Source organism: Thermogutta terrifontis (assembly GCF_002277955.1).
Classification (GTDB): domain Bacteria; phylum Planctomycetota; class Planctomycetia; order Pirellulales; family Thermoguttaceae; genus Thermogutta; species Thermogutta terrifontis.
In genome coordinates, this window is record NZ_CP018477.1 from 1484502 (window position 1) to 1500967 (window position 16466).

The window sequence follows — 16466 nt, forward strand, 5'->3', positions numbered from 1 at the left end:
AGTGGCCGTGGCGATGACAAAGCGCAGGGATGAGTCGCCGAGGGGCGGCTCTGCCTTACAACGGTGCCACTGCGCGAAAGAACAAAGAACCTCTCTGCGATGAAAAAGGAGGTTTTGCGATGCGGCAAGTGATTTTGGGAATGGTTACCTGCGGACTCATCCTGGGGGCGTTGGGAACGCTCAGGGCCGCTCGGGCTGCGGAATCCGTGAGTCCGCGCCGATTGACGATCGTCCCTTTCACGGCCGTCCATGTGGAGGACGAATTCTGGGCACCCCGAATCCGGACCAATCGGGAACGATCCATCCCACACAATTTGAAATGGTGTGAGGAGACAGGGCGGATTTCTAATTTCGCCAAGGCTGCCGGACTCATGGAGGGAAAATTTGAGGGCATCTATTTCAATGACTCGGACGTTTATAAGGTCCTGGAGGGGGCTTCCTATGCCCTGGCCCAGCAACCGGATCCGCAGTTGGAAAAAGAGGTGGACCGGATCATCGGGCTGATCGCAGCGGCCCAACGGCCGGATGGCTACCTCAATACTTATTACACGCTGACCGGCCTTGACAAACGATGGACCAATCTGCCGGTTATGCACGAGCTGTACTGTGCGGGTCATCTATTTGAGGCTGCTGTCGCCCATTATCGCGCCACCGGAAAGCGAACGTTTCTGGACGTGGCGATCAAGCTGGCAGACCACATTGACAGCATTTTTGGTCCGGGAAAGAAGTACGGTGTTCCCGGCCATGAGGAAATCGAGCTGGCACTTGTCAAACTCTATGAGGTGACCGGCGAAAAGCGATATTTAGACCTGGCGAAATTTTTCATCGACGAACGTGGGAATACCACGCATCGGCAATCCTACGGCCCATATTGTCAGGATCATCTGCCTGTTCGGCAGCAGAGCGAGATTGTTGGGCACGCCGTTCGCGCGATGTACCTTTACTCGGGGGTGGCGGACGTCGCTGCATACACCGGGGATCCCGAACTTATGGCGGCAATGGACCGCATTTGGAAGGACGTCACTCTCCGCAAGATGTACATTACCGGAGGAATTGGGGCACGTCATGAGGGCGAAGCGTTCGGCGAGGCCTATGAACTGCCCAATGAGTCCGCTTATTGCGAGACCTGTGCCGCTATCGGGCTTGTATTGTGGGCGTATCGACTGGGGCTGATGCACGGCGACGCTCAATATGCTGACGTTTTGGAGAGAACGCTGTACAACGGTGTGCTCTCCGGGGTGGCGCTGGATGGCGAACATTTCTTCTATGTCAATCCGCTGGCATCGGCTGGCGACCATCACCGGCAGCCGTTCTTCGGTTGTGCTTGCTGTCCCACCAATGTGGTTCGCCTCATTCCCTCGGTGCCGGGCTATGTCTATGCGGTTCGGCCTGCCCAGGGTGATCACCCCGCAGAATTATTCGTCAACTTGTACATTGGCGGCGAGGCAAAAATTGACCTGGGACTCCCGCAACCGGTCAACATTCGGCAGAAAACGCGCTACCCCTGGGACGGCCGCGTTGAACTAACAATCTCCCCGCCATCGGAGGCGGAATGGACGCTTCGGTTGCGGATTCCCTCCTGGTGCCGAGAAGCCACGGTGGCGGTCAATGATGAGCCAGCAGCCCCGGTAGTCTTGAGCCAGCTCGACCGGGGTTATTATCTGGTTCGCAGGAAGTGGAAGGACGGCGATAAGATCACGCTCAATTTGGCGATGCCGGTCGAACGCATCGAGGCCCATCCTAAAGTGCTGGCCGATCGAGGACGCGTGGCGGTTCAGCGAGGACCGATCGTCTACTGCTTGGAAGCTGTGGACAACGGCTTCGATGTCCGGTCGGCAGTACTGGCCAGGGATCCGCAGTTTGAGATCGAATTTCGCCCGGACCTTCTGGGCGGAATTGTGGTGATCAAAGGCACCGCAGCGGATGGTCGCCGACTGACCTTCGTGCCCTATCACCTGTGGGATCACCGCGATCCAGGCCCCATGGTGGTGTGGGTACGGCAGGCGGGCAAACCTCGTCATCCCGACCCCAACGACCCGAGTTGGGAAGGCCGGTTGTACCGGCCGCTGGATCCAGCCAGTCTGACCGGAGACGAGACGCTGACCGCCACCGAGGCCGCTCGGCCTTCCGCTTCCCATTGCTGGAGAAATGATTCGGTGGAGGCCCTCAACGATGGGATTGAACCCAAAGATTCCAACGATCATTCAATCCCGCGGTTTACCTGGTGGGATCACCGGGGGACCCAGGAGTGGGTCCAGTATGATTGGGATAAGCCGGTAGCTGTGAAAGGCGTACGGGTGTACTGGTTTGACGATGAACCCCGTGGCGGACACTGCCGCCTGCCCGCCAGTTGGCGAATCCTCTACCGAAAGGGCGAGACTTGGGTCCCGGTGAATGTTCCAGGGTCTCTTCCGGTGGTCAAAAACGGCTGGAGTGAGGTTCAATTTGAACCGGTGGAGACGACCGGCCTGCGGCTGGAGGTCCAATTGCAGCCCACCTGGTCTGGTGGGATTCTCGAATGGCAGGTCATCGAGGCGCGGTGAATTGACCTGATGCCGTCGCCCGCAAAGACGGAGCGGTCCGACAGCCACCCGGAAAGATTGGTTCGGTAATGACTAATTGCTTTCCGGTGTGGCCTCGGACGCCGGTCGCAGCTTGCCCGACATCAAGTCGTACATCAAACCGAGAAGAGTGTCTGCGGGAATGATGTACGTCTCCGTCCGGCCCGCCCGTGCGATGTTGATACCGATAACCCGGCCGTCGATATCGACCACAGGGCCGCCGCAGAACTGAGGCGGGACCACGCCGTCATGCTGGATAACGCGGGGAAAACCGTCCGCTCGGCGGCTCAGGCCGACGTCAGAGCGGTTTTGCATCTCCCGCCGCCGCTGGCTTGGCGTGTCCAACGGCTTGAGGGTGACGGTGATCTCCAGCGTTTGCTCGCCGCGTCGTAGTTTGAGCTTCACGGTGTCGCCAGGACGATGGCGACGAATCGCCTCGATGACGTCCGTCGTTTTGGGGGTGGGTGTGCCGTCCACTTCCAGCACGATATCGCCTTCTTCAATTCCTGCCGCGGCAGCCGCCGACTGTTCCATCACTCGCGTGATCCGAGGGCCTCCCTCGGTGTCTTCCAGTGTGACGCCCAGGATCCCGGGTTGAGGTGGAATCCGCCGCGCGGGAGCTCCCACGATCCCGAGGGCCAGTGGAACGTCCTGGCGGAAACCAACGGAGATCATCCAGTAGCCCGGCTGGCAATCCACGGAGGGGGCCCACGGGATGGCGGGCAAATGGCGAGCGTCTACTTTGAGCATGGCCAGGTCGTGCTCTTCGTGAATCCCCACAATTTCAGCGGGGAGTTCTCGATCGTCGGAGAGCTTACAGGTAATGGGGGGTTTCAGTTCGCTGGCTTTCGTGAGGATCCACCCATCGGGGCCTACCACAGTCCCCAAGACTGTGTCACGACCATTGCACCGTACCATCACGACACACGCCCGGACCTCCGGCGAAATGACACCCGCCACAACGCGTTTGACTTCTTCGCTGTCCCGCCCGGGGATGACATCCTGCCACACTTCTCCCTTAGCCAGGCGGTCCCAGTTGGACCGGAAGACATCTACCGGAACGTGATAATTCATCGTGGTGGGACCGGCAATTCTGCTGTGAATACCCACCACCTTGCCCGTTAAATCCACCAGGGGCCCACCCGAATCGCCACCTACCAGGGGACAATCCGTACGAATAAAGGTGTCTCGATTGCGAAGGACTCGGCCGAGTCGGGCGACGGGCGGCCTCCCCGAAATGTAACCCAATGGATGGCCCAGCGCTGCCACCCACGCTCCTTCGGGCAGTTCTCTGCTCACCCCCATTTCAGCGTGGGGCCACGGACCGGCCTCCGTAATTTTGATCAGTCCCGCGTCAGCATCCTGGTATCGCCCAAGGGTTTCTCCCTTGACACGCTTTCCATCAGCAAAAATGAGTTCACAGCTCTGATGTGGTTCGCCAACCACATGCCCGGCGGTGAGGGCATATCCGTCCTCGGTCACGATCACCCCACTCCCCTGGGTGTTGCCGATCCGAACCGCGACGATGCACGGTTTGAGCTTTTCAATCAATTCCGCCACTTGCCTTTGCAGGTCCCGCAACTGGCCGACATCTTTGGGGGCCTCGGCCACCGGCACGGCAGATTCAGCCCGAACAAAAACGGCGACCTGCACCGGTGGAGATACAGTCATCGCACACAGTGCGATTGCAAGCCACACCCGTGGGAGTATGCTCGAATAGCGGCGGAGGAGAACGAAAAGTTGAGATCCCGTCATAACACTGTCACTCCTGTCCCGATGAATGGACGCCTTCCAAGCCCTACTTTTCCCCTATTGTTGGCAGGCCATTGTCCCGAAGCAACACGGAAACCACCTGGCCCATCCCACCGGTGGAAACGCGAACATCCACAGGAATTCGCTTGGAAGCGAGATTCGATCCGGAGGGACGTGCTTGTCACGCCCGCTTTCCAACGCTGGATCACGCATTGTCTTTCGCCGGGCACGACAAGCGTGCCCCTCCGTGTTCGACGGACGGCGCGCAAGGCGTCTCTCCAGCCCTCGAAGGCGTCGCTTAAATAGCCCCGGGACCCACGCCGAGCGTCCCGGATGCATCCAAATCATGCGAGAGCCTGGTGGACCCAGTTTACCCGGGCCACGCCACTGGTAGGGGCAATCCATGAATGGCCCTTAAACACATTGTGCTTGTGGCGTGGCGTTAGATTTTGATAAACGTGGGAATGAGTCAGGGAAACTGCAGTCCATGAGGCGATCGTGGGGAGCCTTTGGGCCAAAGAATCGAGAGTGCGCCTGGGTTATGGCTGGCCTTTGACAAGCCGTATTGACGGCCGTTTTGGTGGCTCCATGCCCTCTCCCAGGTAAAACCCCGGATGAGCCGGTTGATTGTAACCCACGTTTTGCCAGGCAACGGCAAGCCGATAGACAGGATCGTGCATGAGCGTCACAAACCGATACTTGGTGGGTTCGGGGGTTGTGAAGAGATATAAAGCGCGACCGTCCCGCGTTCGCCACAGAATTTCCTCCCGCCAATCGCCAAGGATATCTGCACAGAGACAGGGATTGGCCTTTGTCCCATTGTTGGAGGCGCATCCATATTGAGACGCGTCGAGAAGCGTCACCGTGCTTTCGGTTTCAGGGACCCACTTTTCAATGCGGGTGCCGCTGAGGAGTTCTCGGAGCAGATCGCCATCCCACCACACACCCATGTTGCACGATCGCGGAGCGCGCTGCGCGATGCTTTCGCCACGACAGTTGTACAATCCCTGGAGTCCCTGACCGATGGCCCAGCATTCCAAACCACGGTAGCGCGGGTCGATGTCCAGTGCCAGCCCGCGGGCTACATCAGGCGAAGCCAATCCCCACAAGATCTTGCCCGTCGCAGCGTGGCGCAGATTCGCACCATAGGGGTGGGAGGGGCGTTCGTGGATTTCGAAGACCTCGAGACCCGGCCTGTCGGGATCAATGTCCGTAACATGCAGGGCGTCACCGTGCCCGAGCCCCGTGGAATAAAGTCCCTGGCCGTTATGATCGATGGCGCAGGCACCGTAGATGATTTCGTCACAGCCGTCCCCGTCCACATCCGCAACAGCCAGATTGTGATTGCCCTGACCCCGATAAGCGCGGTTGGACTCCGGGCCCACGTCACTGTCGAAGACCCACAACAGTTGAAGGCGGTTATGACGATAGTTCCAGGCTGCCAGGACTGTTCGCGTGTAGTATCCCCGACACATGACCACACTGGGATGCTCGCCGTCAAGATAAGCGACACAAGCGAGAAACCGGTCGGAGCGATTCCCGTAATCATCGCCCCAGTCCTGCACGCGACCGCGTGGTGGAACATAGGGGACGGTCGTCACGGCTCGCCCGGTTTGGCCTTCAAAGACGGTCAAATACTCCGGCCCGGTGAGGATCAGCCCCTGGCTGTCGCGGTACCGAGCGCTCGGGGATCCAATCACATGTCCCACCCCATCCACGGTGCCGTCCGCGGTTCGGCAAACGACTTCCGCGCGTCCGTCACCGTCCAGGTCATAAACGATGAAGGGGGTATAGTGCGCCCCTTCGCGGATGTTGGGACCGAGATTGATTCGCCAGAGGAATTTACCATCCAGGGTATAGGCCTCTAATTTTGTCTCTCCGGTTGGTCCACGCTGTGAATTGTCCCGCGGGCGCATTTCCTGCTTCACGACGATTTCGTATCTGCCGTCGCCGTCGAGGTCCCCGACGGATGCGTCATTCGGAGTGTGGCCCGGTAAAGTTTGAAGCGGGATGACCAGGTACTTTTGCCCCAATTCGACCTTGACAATAGTTGGCGGCTCAAGCTCGCGGCCGTCGGCCACGGCCGTCACCCGATAGGTTCGGGGAAACGGCGCCGTGCGGTCGCCGTCAATCCAATGGGTCGTCGTTCGCAAGGGAGAGGACGTGAGTCTGTGCCAAACGCCCGTGGACTCCTGCCGATCAACATGAAATCCGATGTCCTCGGGATCATTCGCCAGCAACCGCCAGCTAATCATGACGGTCTGGTCACCGCGGTCGATCGCAACACATCCCCGGTCGAGGAGTTCCATCTGGCGCTCGGCCCCGAAACCCTCTAAGCCCAAGAAGATAAACCAACCCACGAGAAGACCCAGTAGCAGACCTTTCGTCGGGCAAATTGTTGGATGCAACATGGCGGGATTTCGATGACTGAATGAAACAGAATACAAGATTCTGTCTGACTCTTCCCAATTTTAATAGCGTTTTTGTCAAATGTGCGACGAGTTCATCCTGAAATACTTCGTCTCCATCGCGGGCATCAGTTACCAATTCTTGTTGGTAATAAATAACAGGCGACGAGCGAGTTGTTCGCAGCACACAGCGATTACCCGGTGGTCATCAAAGTTAGACAAACACGTCGATGAACACGGCATCGGTCGTCGTGGCTTAGGTTTCGCGGCGTGCTCAAATTCCGCTAGATCTTGTTTGCTGATCGACAAGACCAGGGATCGATCATCATCGTCTGCTGGCTGATATAATACGGCAAAGCTGTAGATACTTGAGTTGAACCGACTGATGCAAATATGACGAGTTAGGGGAGGTGTCTGTATGGTGAGTTTCAAGTCGTCTTGCATATTACCGGCAGCGGCTGCCATGGTCGTTTGCGCCGCTGGTTTGTCAGCACAGTCACAGGAAAAGCCGGAACATCAGCAACTGAGTCGTGGTGACCTCGCGACGACCCTCGCGATCTTCAACCTGTGGGGCGAGCAGCCTCGCGAAAAACAGGAGGTGGTCAGGTTCGCTTATGAATTCCTCCAGCAACGTCCGCGGGGCACGGTGGCCGAGCTTGTGGACCAGCCGGAGTTTCAACGTCTTTGCCGCGAGGCGGGCTTGACCCATCTCGGTGGCCCCATGTTGGGTTGCGTGGCTCGCGATGGCGTCCGGGTATGGCTCCGCACTCTGGGGCCCGCTGAGGTCGTTGTGGAAATGGAAGTGGACGGCCAGCTTCGACGGTTCGGGCCGGTGGCAGCGACGCGGGAAACGGAATTCACTGCGGTGGTGCCAGTGACGGGCTTGCCACCAGGGCGGGTTCTGCCCTACCGCGTGCTCATTAATGGCAAACCCGCAAAAATTCCCGAAACAGCGGTCATCCGAACCCTTTCGGAGGATGCCAAACGCCTGCGGATTGCCTTCGGTAGTTGCATGCACCGGTGGGGGCTGGGCAATCCCCAGTTGAGTGCCCAAATTCGGAGTCGAGAGCCGGCGGCCCTCCTGCTGATTGGTGATACGGCGGCTCAGGATCGGGATAATCACCTTGGTCTGCATCGGGTGGATTACCTGGTTCGTGATCTGACGCCAGCGTGGCAGCAGTTGGTTGCGGAGGTCCCGGTTTACGTGACCTGGGATGATCACGACTACTTCAACAACGATAAATGGGGCGTGCCGAAAGGCTTTTCCGACGCGGATCGGCAGGGCGTTTGGGAGGTGTTCCGTCAGTGCTGGAACAATCCCGCCTATGGCCTGGGCCGGGGAGGGGTCTTCCTGAGCACGCGGATTGGGCCGTGCGACATCATCATGACCGATAACCGCTTCTTTCGAGAAAAGGGCAATTTTCTTGGGAAGGAGCAGATGGCCTGGCTTAAAGAACAGTTGCATGCCGCCAAAGGCCCGTTCGTAATTCTCTCCTGCGGAACGATGTGGAGCGATTATGTCTCAAATGGAAAGGATTCCTGGGGAGTTTTTGATCCAGAAGGACGGGAAGAGATTTTCCGCTTTGTCGAAGAGAATCGCATCGGTGGCGTTCTCTTGATTTCCGGCGATCGACACGGAGCACGCGGATTCACGATCCCGCGACCCAACGGGTTCCAATTTTACGAATTTGAAGGTGCCAGCCTGGGGGGCCGAAGTGGCCCACCTGCCCGTCAGCCAAATTGGTCGACGCAGCTATACGGAATTTCAGGGGTATACGCGTTCAGCGAGTTCGATTTCGATGCCACCAAGGCTGATCCGGAAGTGACGTTCCGTTTGTTCAGCGAAACGGGAAAGCTTCTTTACGAACTGACCCTGCCCCGTAGCCAACTGACACCACCGGCCAGGTAAATTCGGACGCCCATGTTCAATGAGATTGCCGACTTTCTTTATCGATTCGCCCTCTGTTTTGTCCCCCTGTTTGCCGCTGTGGACGCGGTGGGGTTGCTCCCCCTGTTTCTGAGTTTGACAGAGGGTTTAACGCCCACCGTCAAACAGCGCGTGCTGTGGCAGATGGTTCTCACGGCAAGCTCTGTCGTGATTGTGTTTGTCGTGGTAGGACAAGTTGTTCTCCAATTCCTGGGCATTACCATAGCCGATTTCATGGTGGCGGGCGGGACCATGCTTTTCATCGTGGCCATGAACGACCTTTTCGCCACAGATAAAGGGCGACCCCATCTGGATGCAGAATCCCTGGGGGCTGTTCCGCTGGGGGTTCCTCTCACGGTGGGACCGGCTGTACTGACGACCGTACTTCTGCTCGCCAACCAGTATGGGAAGCTACCGGCCCTCTCTGCCGCGCTGGCTAATGTGGTTTTGGCTGCGGCGCTGTTCTCGGTGGCCGCCAGGATTGAGAGATTTCTCGGTCGGGACGGCGTGCGAACAATGTCAAAAATCGCTTCCCTGCTGATGGCCTCGATTGCCGTGATGATGATCCGTAAGGGAATCCTCGGAATTTTGCACGACGCGCACGTTCTTTAGAGAAAAATGCACCCCCGATGCATCCAGGCGGGTGTGCATTCTGAGCATTTGACGAGCGTGAAAGTGCCGTCTGCTGCTTGCAGGTCCGCCAACTCACGCAGCCGACACATTGCCACTTTTCCTTGGCCGCGGGATTCAACCCGGAGTGACCTGACAGTAGGGACAATTCACGAATTGCCCCTACAAAGAATTGCGACCATGCCATCTCAGCGGTATTTGCAAAAGCGGGGATAGATCATCTCACGCAGAGCTTGCCACAGGTTCGGAAACCAGACTGCGAATCCGCTCGATCAACCGCCCGATCATATCCTTCTTTTGCTTGAGGAGTTCTCGTACGTCGTAGAACCGGGCATGGCGGATTTCGCAGTGGAGATCGGCCTCTTCACGCTCCAGCAATTCAAGAATGAGTTCCCACTCTTCGCGCGACAAGAGTTCTGCATTCATGGCCGCACCTCCGCTCTGAAAGGTTTCTGGTTTCTTCCAGACCCGCAGTTATGGTAGCGCGGGGACAGCCAGCAGACAAGCTGATAGACGCGTCAACCGGCCGCCTTGCCAGGTGGCAGAAGTGCGGCGGCACGCTGGGTTCGCAGGCTCAGCCGTTGTAACCTTTCGTGTGGGGATGCCACGACGGAAAGATGTGCTCCCTCCGCCCAAATAGAATCCTGGGTGATGTCGGGTGCCCGCCGCAATTCGACATGGGCACTGACCGGAACCACGACGCGATGTTCGCCCTGGGCGTCGCGCCATGTGAATTTCCGCTGCCCGCCCTCTTCTTTTTCTTCCACGTGCGTGCCGTGCGGAATTGCGGCCAGGATAGTACTTTTCTCCTCGGGCTGGTCACCGTTGGTTTTCTGAACCACCTCAACGAGATAATCCCACACGGGTCGAACAACGACCACCCGCAACGCCGTCTTATCCGGGGCACCGCCCGCGCGCAGGGTGCTGCCGTAGGTGAAAATACCGTTTTGGTCCGTGATCAGCCTTTCATCGAGATGATCGTCCTCGGCATCGAGGAAGATTTCCAGTCCCACGGCCGGTTGCCCATCCACTTCAAGCTGACCGCGGATGGGATAATATGCGTGCGGGCTCGTGAATGCCCAGTAGAGTCCGACCATGGTCGCGAATAATAGAGCCGCAAAAACCCGGTAATCGAGAAGACCTCGCCAGGCATTCTCACCTCGCAGGGCATGCCAGGGTTTTTCCCACACGAGGGCCAGACTTTCCGGCGTGTGCTTGTGAGGAAGTAAAAGGGACAGAATGACAATGAGAACAGATTCGATGCAGAACAAAATGAACGCCATAAACAAACTGTTGATTTTGAGAATTCCCATCCAGGTGAGAATGAACACACCAACCCCCAGGAGTGAACCTCCCACCAGGATGATAAAAGCGGCCCAGGCCGACGTCCTTCGCCAAAAAACCCCCCAGAGAAAGACCACCGCGGTGGGTGGTGCCACGACCGGGAATACGTCGACCATCGCTTGAAAGATCGTCGTGTCCCGCCGACCAAGGGCCATGGTCCACGCCACGGCAATGCACATGGCGACAAAGGTGGCGATTCGCCCGACCCATACCAAATGCCGGTCCGATACTTCTCCCCGCCAGCGTTTGTAGATGTCGTAGCTGAAAAGCGTGGCAATGGAATTGAGAGCACCCGACACCGTGCTCATCAACGCTGCCAGGAGGGCAGCGATGACGATTCCGCGATAGCCGGGGGCCAGCAGGAGATTGATCATGTGGGTGTATGTTTTTTGCGTATCGGGTGATCCGTCGATGGTGGTTGGCAGCGGGGGTAACTTGCCCGTGTTAACAAGTCCCAGACAAATCACGCCCGGCAGCACGAACAAAAACACCGGCAAAATCTTGAGGAAGCCGGCAAATAGAGGCCCGATACGGGCATGGTTTTCATCGCGGGCGCCCAAAACGCGCTGCACGATCGTCTGGTCCGTGCACCAGTACCATACCCCCAGCACCGGATAGCCCAGGAAGACAGCGTACCATGTGACGCCCGTGGGATCAGCGCTGGAGCGGAGAATGCTCAGATTGACGGGGTGCACCGCTTCTTTCAGACCGTGCCATCCACCGATCATATTCATACCAATCCAGGTGATGCACGCCGCACCAGTCAAGAGCACTATTGTCTGAATGGTTTCCGTCCAAACCACAGCCAGCAAACCGCCGACAATGGTGTAAATCGCCGTCGCGCCGCACATTCCCAAGACGGTCCAGAACCGATATTGTTCGGGATTCCCGTTAACAAAGGCGGGAAGGATCGTTCCTTCGAGCACGATCGCGCCCGTAAGAAGCGAGAAACCAATGTGGACCACGACGGCGGAGAATATGGAAAGGATCGCAAGATAATCGCGGCACGCCCGGTTGTAGCGACGTTCCAAAAAATCAGGCAGCGTTGCGACATTGGCCCGTAAGTAAAACGGAGCAAAGAAAAGGGAAAGAATGATCAAGGTGAAAGCGGCCATCCACTCATAATTGCCGTAAGTCAGGCCGGATGTAAAACCATTTTGAGCAAAACTGACCAGGTGGATCGTGGAGATATTCGTCGCGAAGAGGGCCATCCCAATCATCGGCCAGGGGAGTGACCTGCTTGCCAGAAAATAATCTGTTCCTCGCACGCCCTGGCGTCTCAATCCAGCCAGACACCCCAGCAAAATGATGCCAATCAGGTATCCAAAAATGATCGTCAAATCCAACCAGGAAAGGGTAACGCGGCTAAACTGACTGATCGTTCCGCCAGGCTCTGCCGCAAGAGCGTGGGGACCGAAAAACACGCTCGTACCGACAGCCAGGAGGGCAGCAGCGGTTTGTGTGCTACGTTGGCCGGCCTGCGGCATGCACAGGTTCGATAGGAATTGGCGCCAACTCATCCGAATCATAGTCGTCTCTTCCGTGTTTGAGCGGGTTGGATACAAGTTCCCCGATCGATTACACAATTTCCAGAAATAACCAAGACGTGACGGCGACAGCCGCTAATCGTCGATCCCCTGCCGAGATTGAAAGCCACGTCGGCTCACACCGGGTCTCGGTTCCCCAGTGTCCGCACGGTGTCGTTGTCCTTGGGGCGAGTCACCGATCAAAAACGCCAATTTAGTCACGGGCTGGGCGTGCTGCAAGGTTGACGGCCTCCGAAGTTCACTCACCGTCAACTGATAACCGCGAGGGGAAAATGAAAAAGGTGAGGATCCTGGCGGCAGTATGGAAAAAATGGCAAGGCATTCGCTGCGATCTGCTTCGTGCCCACGATGGCCAATCCCAACGGTACGGGCAATTCATGCACTGCCCCCACCGAAGTCCGACTGGTTCATTGCCCTCGGCAGGGGAAGGACTGCCTTTCTGCATATCCGACCCAACTTCGCGCTCAACGCCTACTGCGAGAGTAGTTGAGCCCGAGTCACTGCCCGTTTGCGTTTCAAGAGCAGGGGAAACTCGCCGAATACGGGTCAGCACGCTATGATGGACGGCGTTTCAACGTTGCAGTCACTTCGTTTGTGTTGAAAGGAGGTGCTTCATGTGCTTGCGCAACAGCTTCAGCCGACTGGGCGGGTGGATATTTCGGGTCGTGGGGATTCTTTTGCTGCTGCTTTGTACCGAGCGCATGGTATGGGGAGAATTGCCGCCGATTGAAAAGGTGGAGACTGGTCCCGACCGAGCCCTGCATGTCAACGGCAAGCCGTTCCTGCCGATCATGGCGTGGCTGCAAAACCCCTCGAATTTTTCTCTGGTCAAGAAATGCGGCATGAACACGGTGGCTGGATACTGGCCCCGAGCTGGGGGGACACAAAATGTGGCCGAGTATCTCGAGCTGGTTAAGGCGGCGGGACTGTATGGGGTGATGCCCTACGATCCAGCGATTAAAGGCCATCCTGCCTTGCTTGGCTACATTCACGACGACGAACCTGACCTGCCCCACCAGGAGAGTTCTGCCGACGTTCAGCCGGGCCCCGGTTTGCGGCTGAATGCGAAAACTCCGCTGTGGCGAATGGTTGACGGAGACGAATCATCCTGGTCGGTTCTCGATCCACTTGAAAACGCGGAATGGACGATTCGGCTGGAATCACCGGCAACTGTCGGCCGGGTGGCTTTCTGGCTTACGGTATCGCCCGGATTGAGCGTCGCCACAGAGATTGCACTTTTGGACGGGGATCGCGAAGTCGGTCGTTTCAAATTGGAGGCCAAACGCGGCAAACAGGAGTTCACCTTGCCGCAGCCGCTGACAGCGAGGGAGTTTCGGTTTCGCGTCGTCCGCGTTCAGACAGGACAAAACGAATGGGGTTCCATCAGCGAAGTGGCAGGATATGACGCAACGGGCCGAAACGTCTTTCTCTCTCCGCCCAGACTGGTCCCCCGACAATGGCCAGAAAGGACGAAGGAAGTTTACCAAAAGATCAAATCAGCCGATCCGTCCCGGCCGGTGTTCATGACCTTCACCGGTTATTTCCATCCCCATTTCAGCAAATGGAGCGAGCAGGAACGCCGGTCCCTGTATCCCGCGTACATCGAGGCAACTGATGTGGTGGGCTTCGATATTTACCCCATTTATGGATGGAATAAGCCGGAATGGATCCATCTTGTTTACGAGGCCACAGCCCAGCTTACTGGGATGGCGGGAGAGCGTCCTGTCTATGCCTGGATCGAAACAAGTAAAGGAGGGCAATACACCGGTCCATTAGAAAATCAGAAGGAAGTGACAGGTCGCCATATCCGCGCCGAAGTTTGGATGGCGCTCTGCGGGGGCGCGACCGCCATCGGGTATTTCACCCATGTCTGGAAGCCAGCCTACAGTCAGTTTGGAGTCCCCGAGGAAAACCAGCAGGCTCTCAAGGAGATCAACGATCAACTTACTCGATTGGCACCGGCCATTCTCGCCACGCGAGAGACTGAGAAGCTCCGTGTGGAAGTGCCTAAGAAAGCGCGATTGGCTGCCTTCCTCACCACACATGAGGGATTCGCGTATATCTTCGCGGTAAACTACGATCCCGAGGAGAATCCGGTCACGGCGAAATTCATTCTTTCAGGTCTTGCTGACTCGATGTCTGGACCTGTGGAAGTGGTGGACGAAGACAGGTCGCTACCCCTGAGCGATCGGCAGTTCGTCGATAACTTTGGCCCCCTGGGGGTCCATATTTACCGAATTCGCCTAAAGTAAGTTCAGTTAAGGCCTTGCACACCCCGAGATAATCGGCGAGAAACCGACGTGCCGAACTTGGGAATCTCGCCGTGTTCGCAGCGCGAATTTTCGGCTGCCGGCGCGAAATGCGCCGAGCAATTCCATTGAAGGTCTCGGGTGGTGACATCCCGGTGCGAAACGGTGCTTATTCCCCGCGTGCCTCCGCGTGCCCGTTGATTGCCAACGGGTAAACCAACCGTTATGATAGGGGCCAGCGTGTTTCGGGTGGGGAGTCAACCCCCAACAGAAGAGTTCGTGTCAGCCCGTGGCTCCGGGAGGAGTATTCACGGCCGGCCAGCTCTCAGTGGCTTGTTTTTTGTTAGGAAAGAACACGTTTGCCGATCTTTTCCAACCAGTGCAAAACGTTAGGAGGTGACTTATGCGGAAGCTTCTCGGTTCCAGCGCGATCCACGTTCTTTCTCGGCGAACTGGTTATGGGATGTATTTCCTGATTCTCGCTTTGGGTGTAGCGACGCAGGTCGTGTTCGGAGCAGAGCCGTCCCAAAACCCATCCGAAAAGGTTGCTTGGATCGAACGCGCGGATCCCGGGCTGGACGATCTGATTGCTCCGGATGCCCAGGTAGAAGTCCTCGCCGAGGGGTTCGAGTGGTCCGAGGGACCGGTTTGGATTCCCGAGGGTGGATATCTTCTGTTTTCGGATGTCCCGAAGAACACGATCTACCGATGGAAAGAAGGGCAGGGGATTGACATATTTTTGAAACCCTCGGGCTATACGGGTTTTAGAGAGAGGGGCGGTGAGTCCGGATCCAACGGTTTGGCACTGGATCGTCAGGGACGCCTGCTCCTCTGCCAGCATGGGGATCGCCGTGTCGCCCGGTGGGAAAAAGGATGCTTCATCACGTTGGCCGACCAGTACGAGGGCAAGCCCCTCAACAGTCCGAACGATCTGGTCGTCAAATCGAACGGAGACATTTATTTCACCGACCCTCCCTACGGAATGACGCCGGAGGCCCAGCGAGATCCCAACGCGCTGGGGTTCTGCGGGGTTTACCGCATTTCAGCAGATGGCAAACTGACGCTCCTGGTCCGGGATATGACCCGACCAAATGGGATTGCCTTTTCACCGGATGAGAAGACTCTCTATGTCGCGCAGTCGGATCCCCAGCGACCCTTGTGGATGGCGTTTCCGGTGCGTGAAGATGGAACGCTGGGCGAGGGTAAAGTGTTCTTCGACGCAAAACCGTGGCAACAATCCGGGTTGCCAGGATTGCCTGACGGGATGAAAGTTGATCAGAAAGGCAATCTCTTTGCGACCGGACCAGGGGGGGTTAACATTTTTCGTCCGGATGGTACGTTTCTCGGTCGCATCCGCGTGAAGGTTCCCACGGCGAATTGCGCTTTTGGCGATGATGGGTCTACTCTCTACATCACAGCCGACATGTACTTGTTGCGCGTCAAAACGAAAACGAAGGGGTTGGGTTTCTGAACTTGTCATCATGAACTGGCCAAGAAAGGCGAAGGAGGCTGTCGCGGGTGACAGCTTGGACCCCTAAAAACCGTTTTGAGAGGAGTGAGGACGCCATGCACCGGAAGGAGATCCTGGCAAAACTTGCGGCGGGCGAGATCACGTTGGAAGAGGCGGATCGGCTGCTGGCTGAACTGGGACCGGAGTTGCCCCCACTGACGTGCAAAGTCAGTCCCAAGGGAGCCGTGAGTGTTTATGGGTTGCAAAGGATGCCGGTGACTTTGTATGCCGACCAGTGGTTCCGCCTATTGGAATTCGGCGATGAGATCCGAGCATTTATCGAACGGCATCGCGCCGAACTTCGCTGGCGCGAAAAAGGTGAAATGGCGGACAAGTTAGCGTCGCCCGACCCCGATGCCGACACCCCGGCGGCAAGCAGTGCTGCCAGCGATCCGCATGAGACATCCGACGGCGCATGAGCCGAAGCGGGAAATCACACGCAACCGGAGGCTCTGGCGACGCGAAGGAAAACTCCCTTTCAGTTTACAGGTGTGGGGTCTCGGCAGCGCTGGCGGCCTCAAGAAAAGCCGGGAAATGA

10 protein-coding genes are annotated in these 16466 nt (G+C 57.4%); 6 read left to right on the forward strand and 4 right to left on the reverse strand.

All coding sequences use genetic code 11. The features are described from left to right. The first annotated feature begins 119 nt into the window (after positions 1-119). A complete protein-coding gene (locus THTE_RS05600) occupies positions 120-2543 on the forward strand; it encodes a glycoside hydrolase family 127 protein (protein WP_207651789.1) in 2424 nt (807 codons plus the stop codon). A 72-nt stretch (positions 2544-2615) separates the two neighbouring features. Here the strand turns inward: THTE_RS05600 and THTE_RS05605 are convergent, their stop codons facing one another. Together THTE_RS05605 and THTE_RS05610 are read right to left on the reverse strand one after the other, a co-directional pair. Beyond that, positions 2616-4316, reverse strand: coding sequence for a serine protease (locus tag THTE_RS05605; RefSeq protein ID WP_095414512.1), 1701 nt, complete (start codon positions 4314-4316; stop codon positions 2616-2618). A 536-nt stretch (positions 4317-4852) separates the two neighbouring features. Then, positions 4853-6724: a rhamnogalacturonan lyase gene (locus tag THTE_RS05610; RefSeq protein ID WP_095414513.1), complete on the reverse strand. Its 1872-nt coding sequence runs from the start codon at positions 6722-6724 to the stop codon at positions 4853-4855. 415 nt (positions 6725-7139) lie between these two features. On the opposite strand from THTE_RS05610, the gene THTE_RS05615 reads away from it, so the two are divergent. Both THTE_RS05615 and THTE_RS05620 read left to right on the forward strand, forming a co-directional pair. After that, on the forward strand, positions 7140-8630 hold the full coding sequence (locus THTE_RS05615) for an alkaline phosphatase D family protein (protein ID WP_095414514.1): 1491 nt from the start codon (positions 7140-7142) through the stop codon (positions 8628-8630). Between the two features lie 12 nt (positions 8631-8642). Then, entirely contained in the window at positions 8643-9260 is a 618-nt protein-coding gene (locus THTE_RS05620) for a MarC family protein (protein ID WP_095414515.1), read from the forward strand. Between the two features lie 240 nt (positions 9261-9500). On the opposite strand, the gene THTE_RS05625 is transcribed toward THTE_RS05620, so the two are convergent. Together THTE_RS05625 and THTE_RS05630 are read right to left on the reverse strand one after the other, a co-directional pair. Continuing rightward, complete coding sequence (locus THTE_RS05625; RefSeq protein WP_095414516.1) at positions 9501-9704, reverse strand: hypothetical protein; 204 nt, start codon at positions 9702-9704, stop codon at positions 9501-9503. A 92-nt stretch (positions 9705-9796) separates the two neighbouring features. After that, positions 9797-12151, reverse strand: coding sequence for an SLC5 family protein (locus THTE_RS05630; protein WP_237260207.1), 2355 nt, complete (start codon positions 12149-12151; stop codon positions 9797-9799). 632 nt (positions 12152-12783) lie between these two features. On the opposite strand from THTE_RS05630, the gene THTE_RS05635 reads away from it, so the two are divergent. The 3 genes from THTE_RS05635 to THTE_RS05645 all read left to right on the forward strand — a co-directional run bounded on the left by THTE_RS05635 (position 12784) and on the right by THTE_RS05645 (position 16347). Further along, on the forward strand, positions 12784-14421 hold the full coding sequence (locus THTE_RS05635; RefSeq protein ID WP_095414517.1) for a hypothetical protein: 1638 nt from the start codon (positions 12784-12786) through the stop codon (positions 14419-14421). Positions 14422-14821: 400 nt separating this feature from the next. Continuing rightward, the gene (locus THTE_RS05640; RefSeq protein WP_095414518.1) at positions 14822-15889 is read left to right on the forward strand and encodes an SMP-30/gluconolactonase/LRE family protein; all 1068 of its coding nucleotides are present in this window, start codon (positions 14822-14824) and stop codon (positions 15887-15889) included. 95 nt (positions 15890-15984) lie between these two features. Further along, entirely contained in the window at positions 15985-16347 is a 363-nt protein-coding gene (locus THTE_RS05645; protein WP_095414519.1) for a hypothetical protein, read from the forward strand. Positions 16348-16466 lie beyond the last annotated feature (119 nt).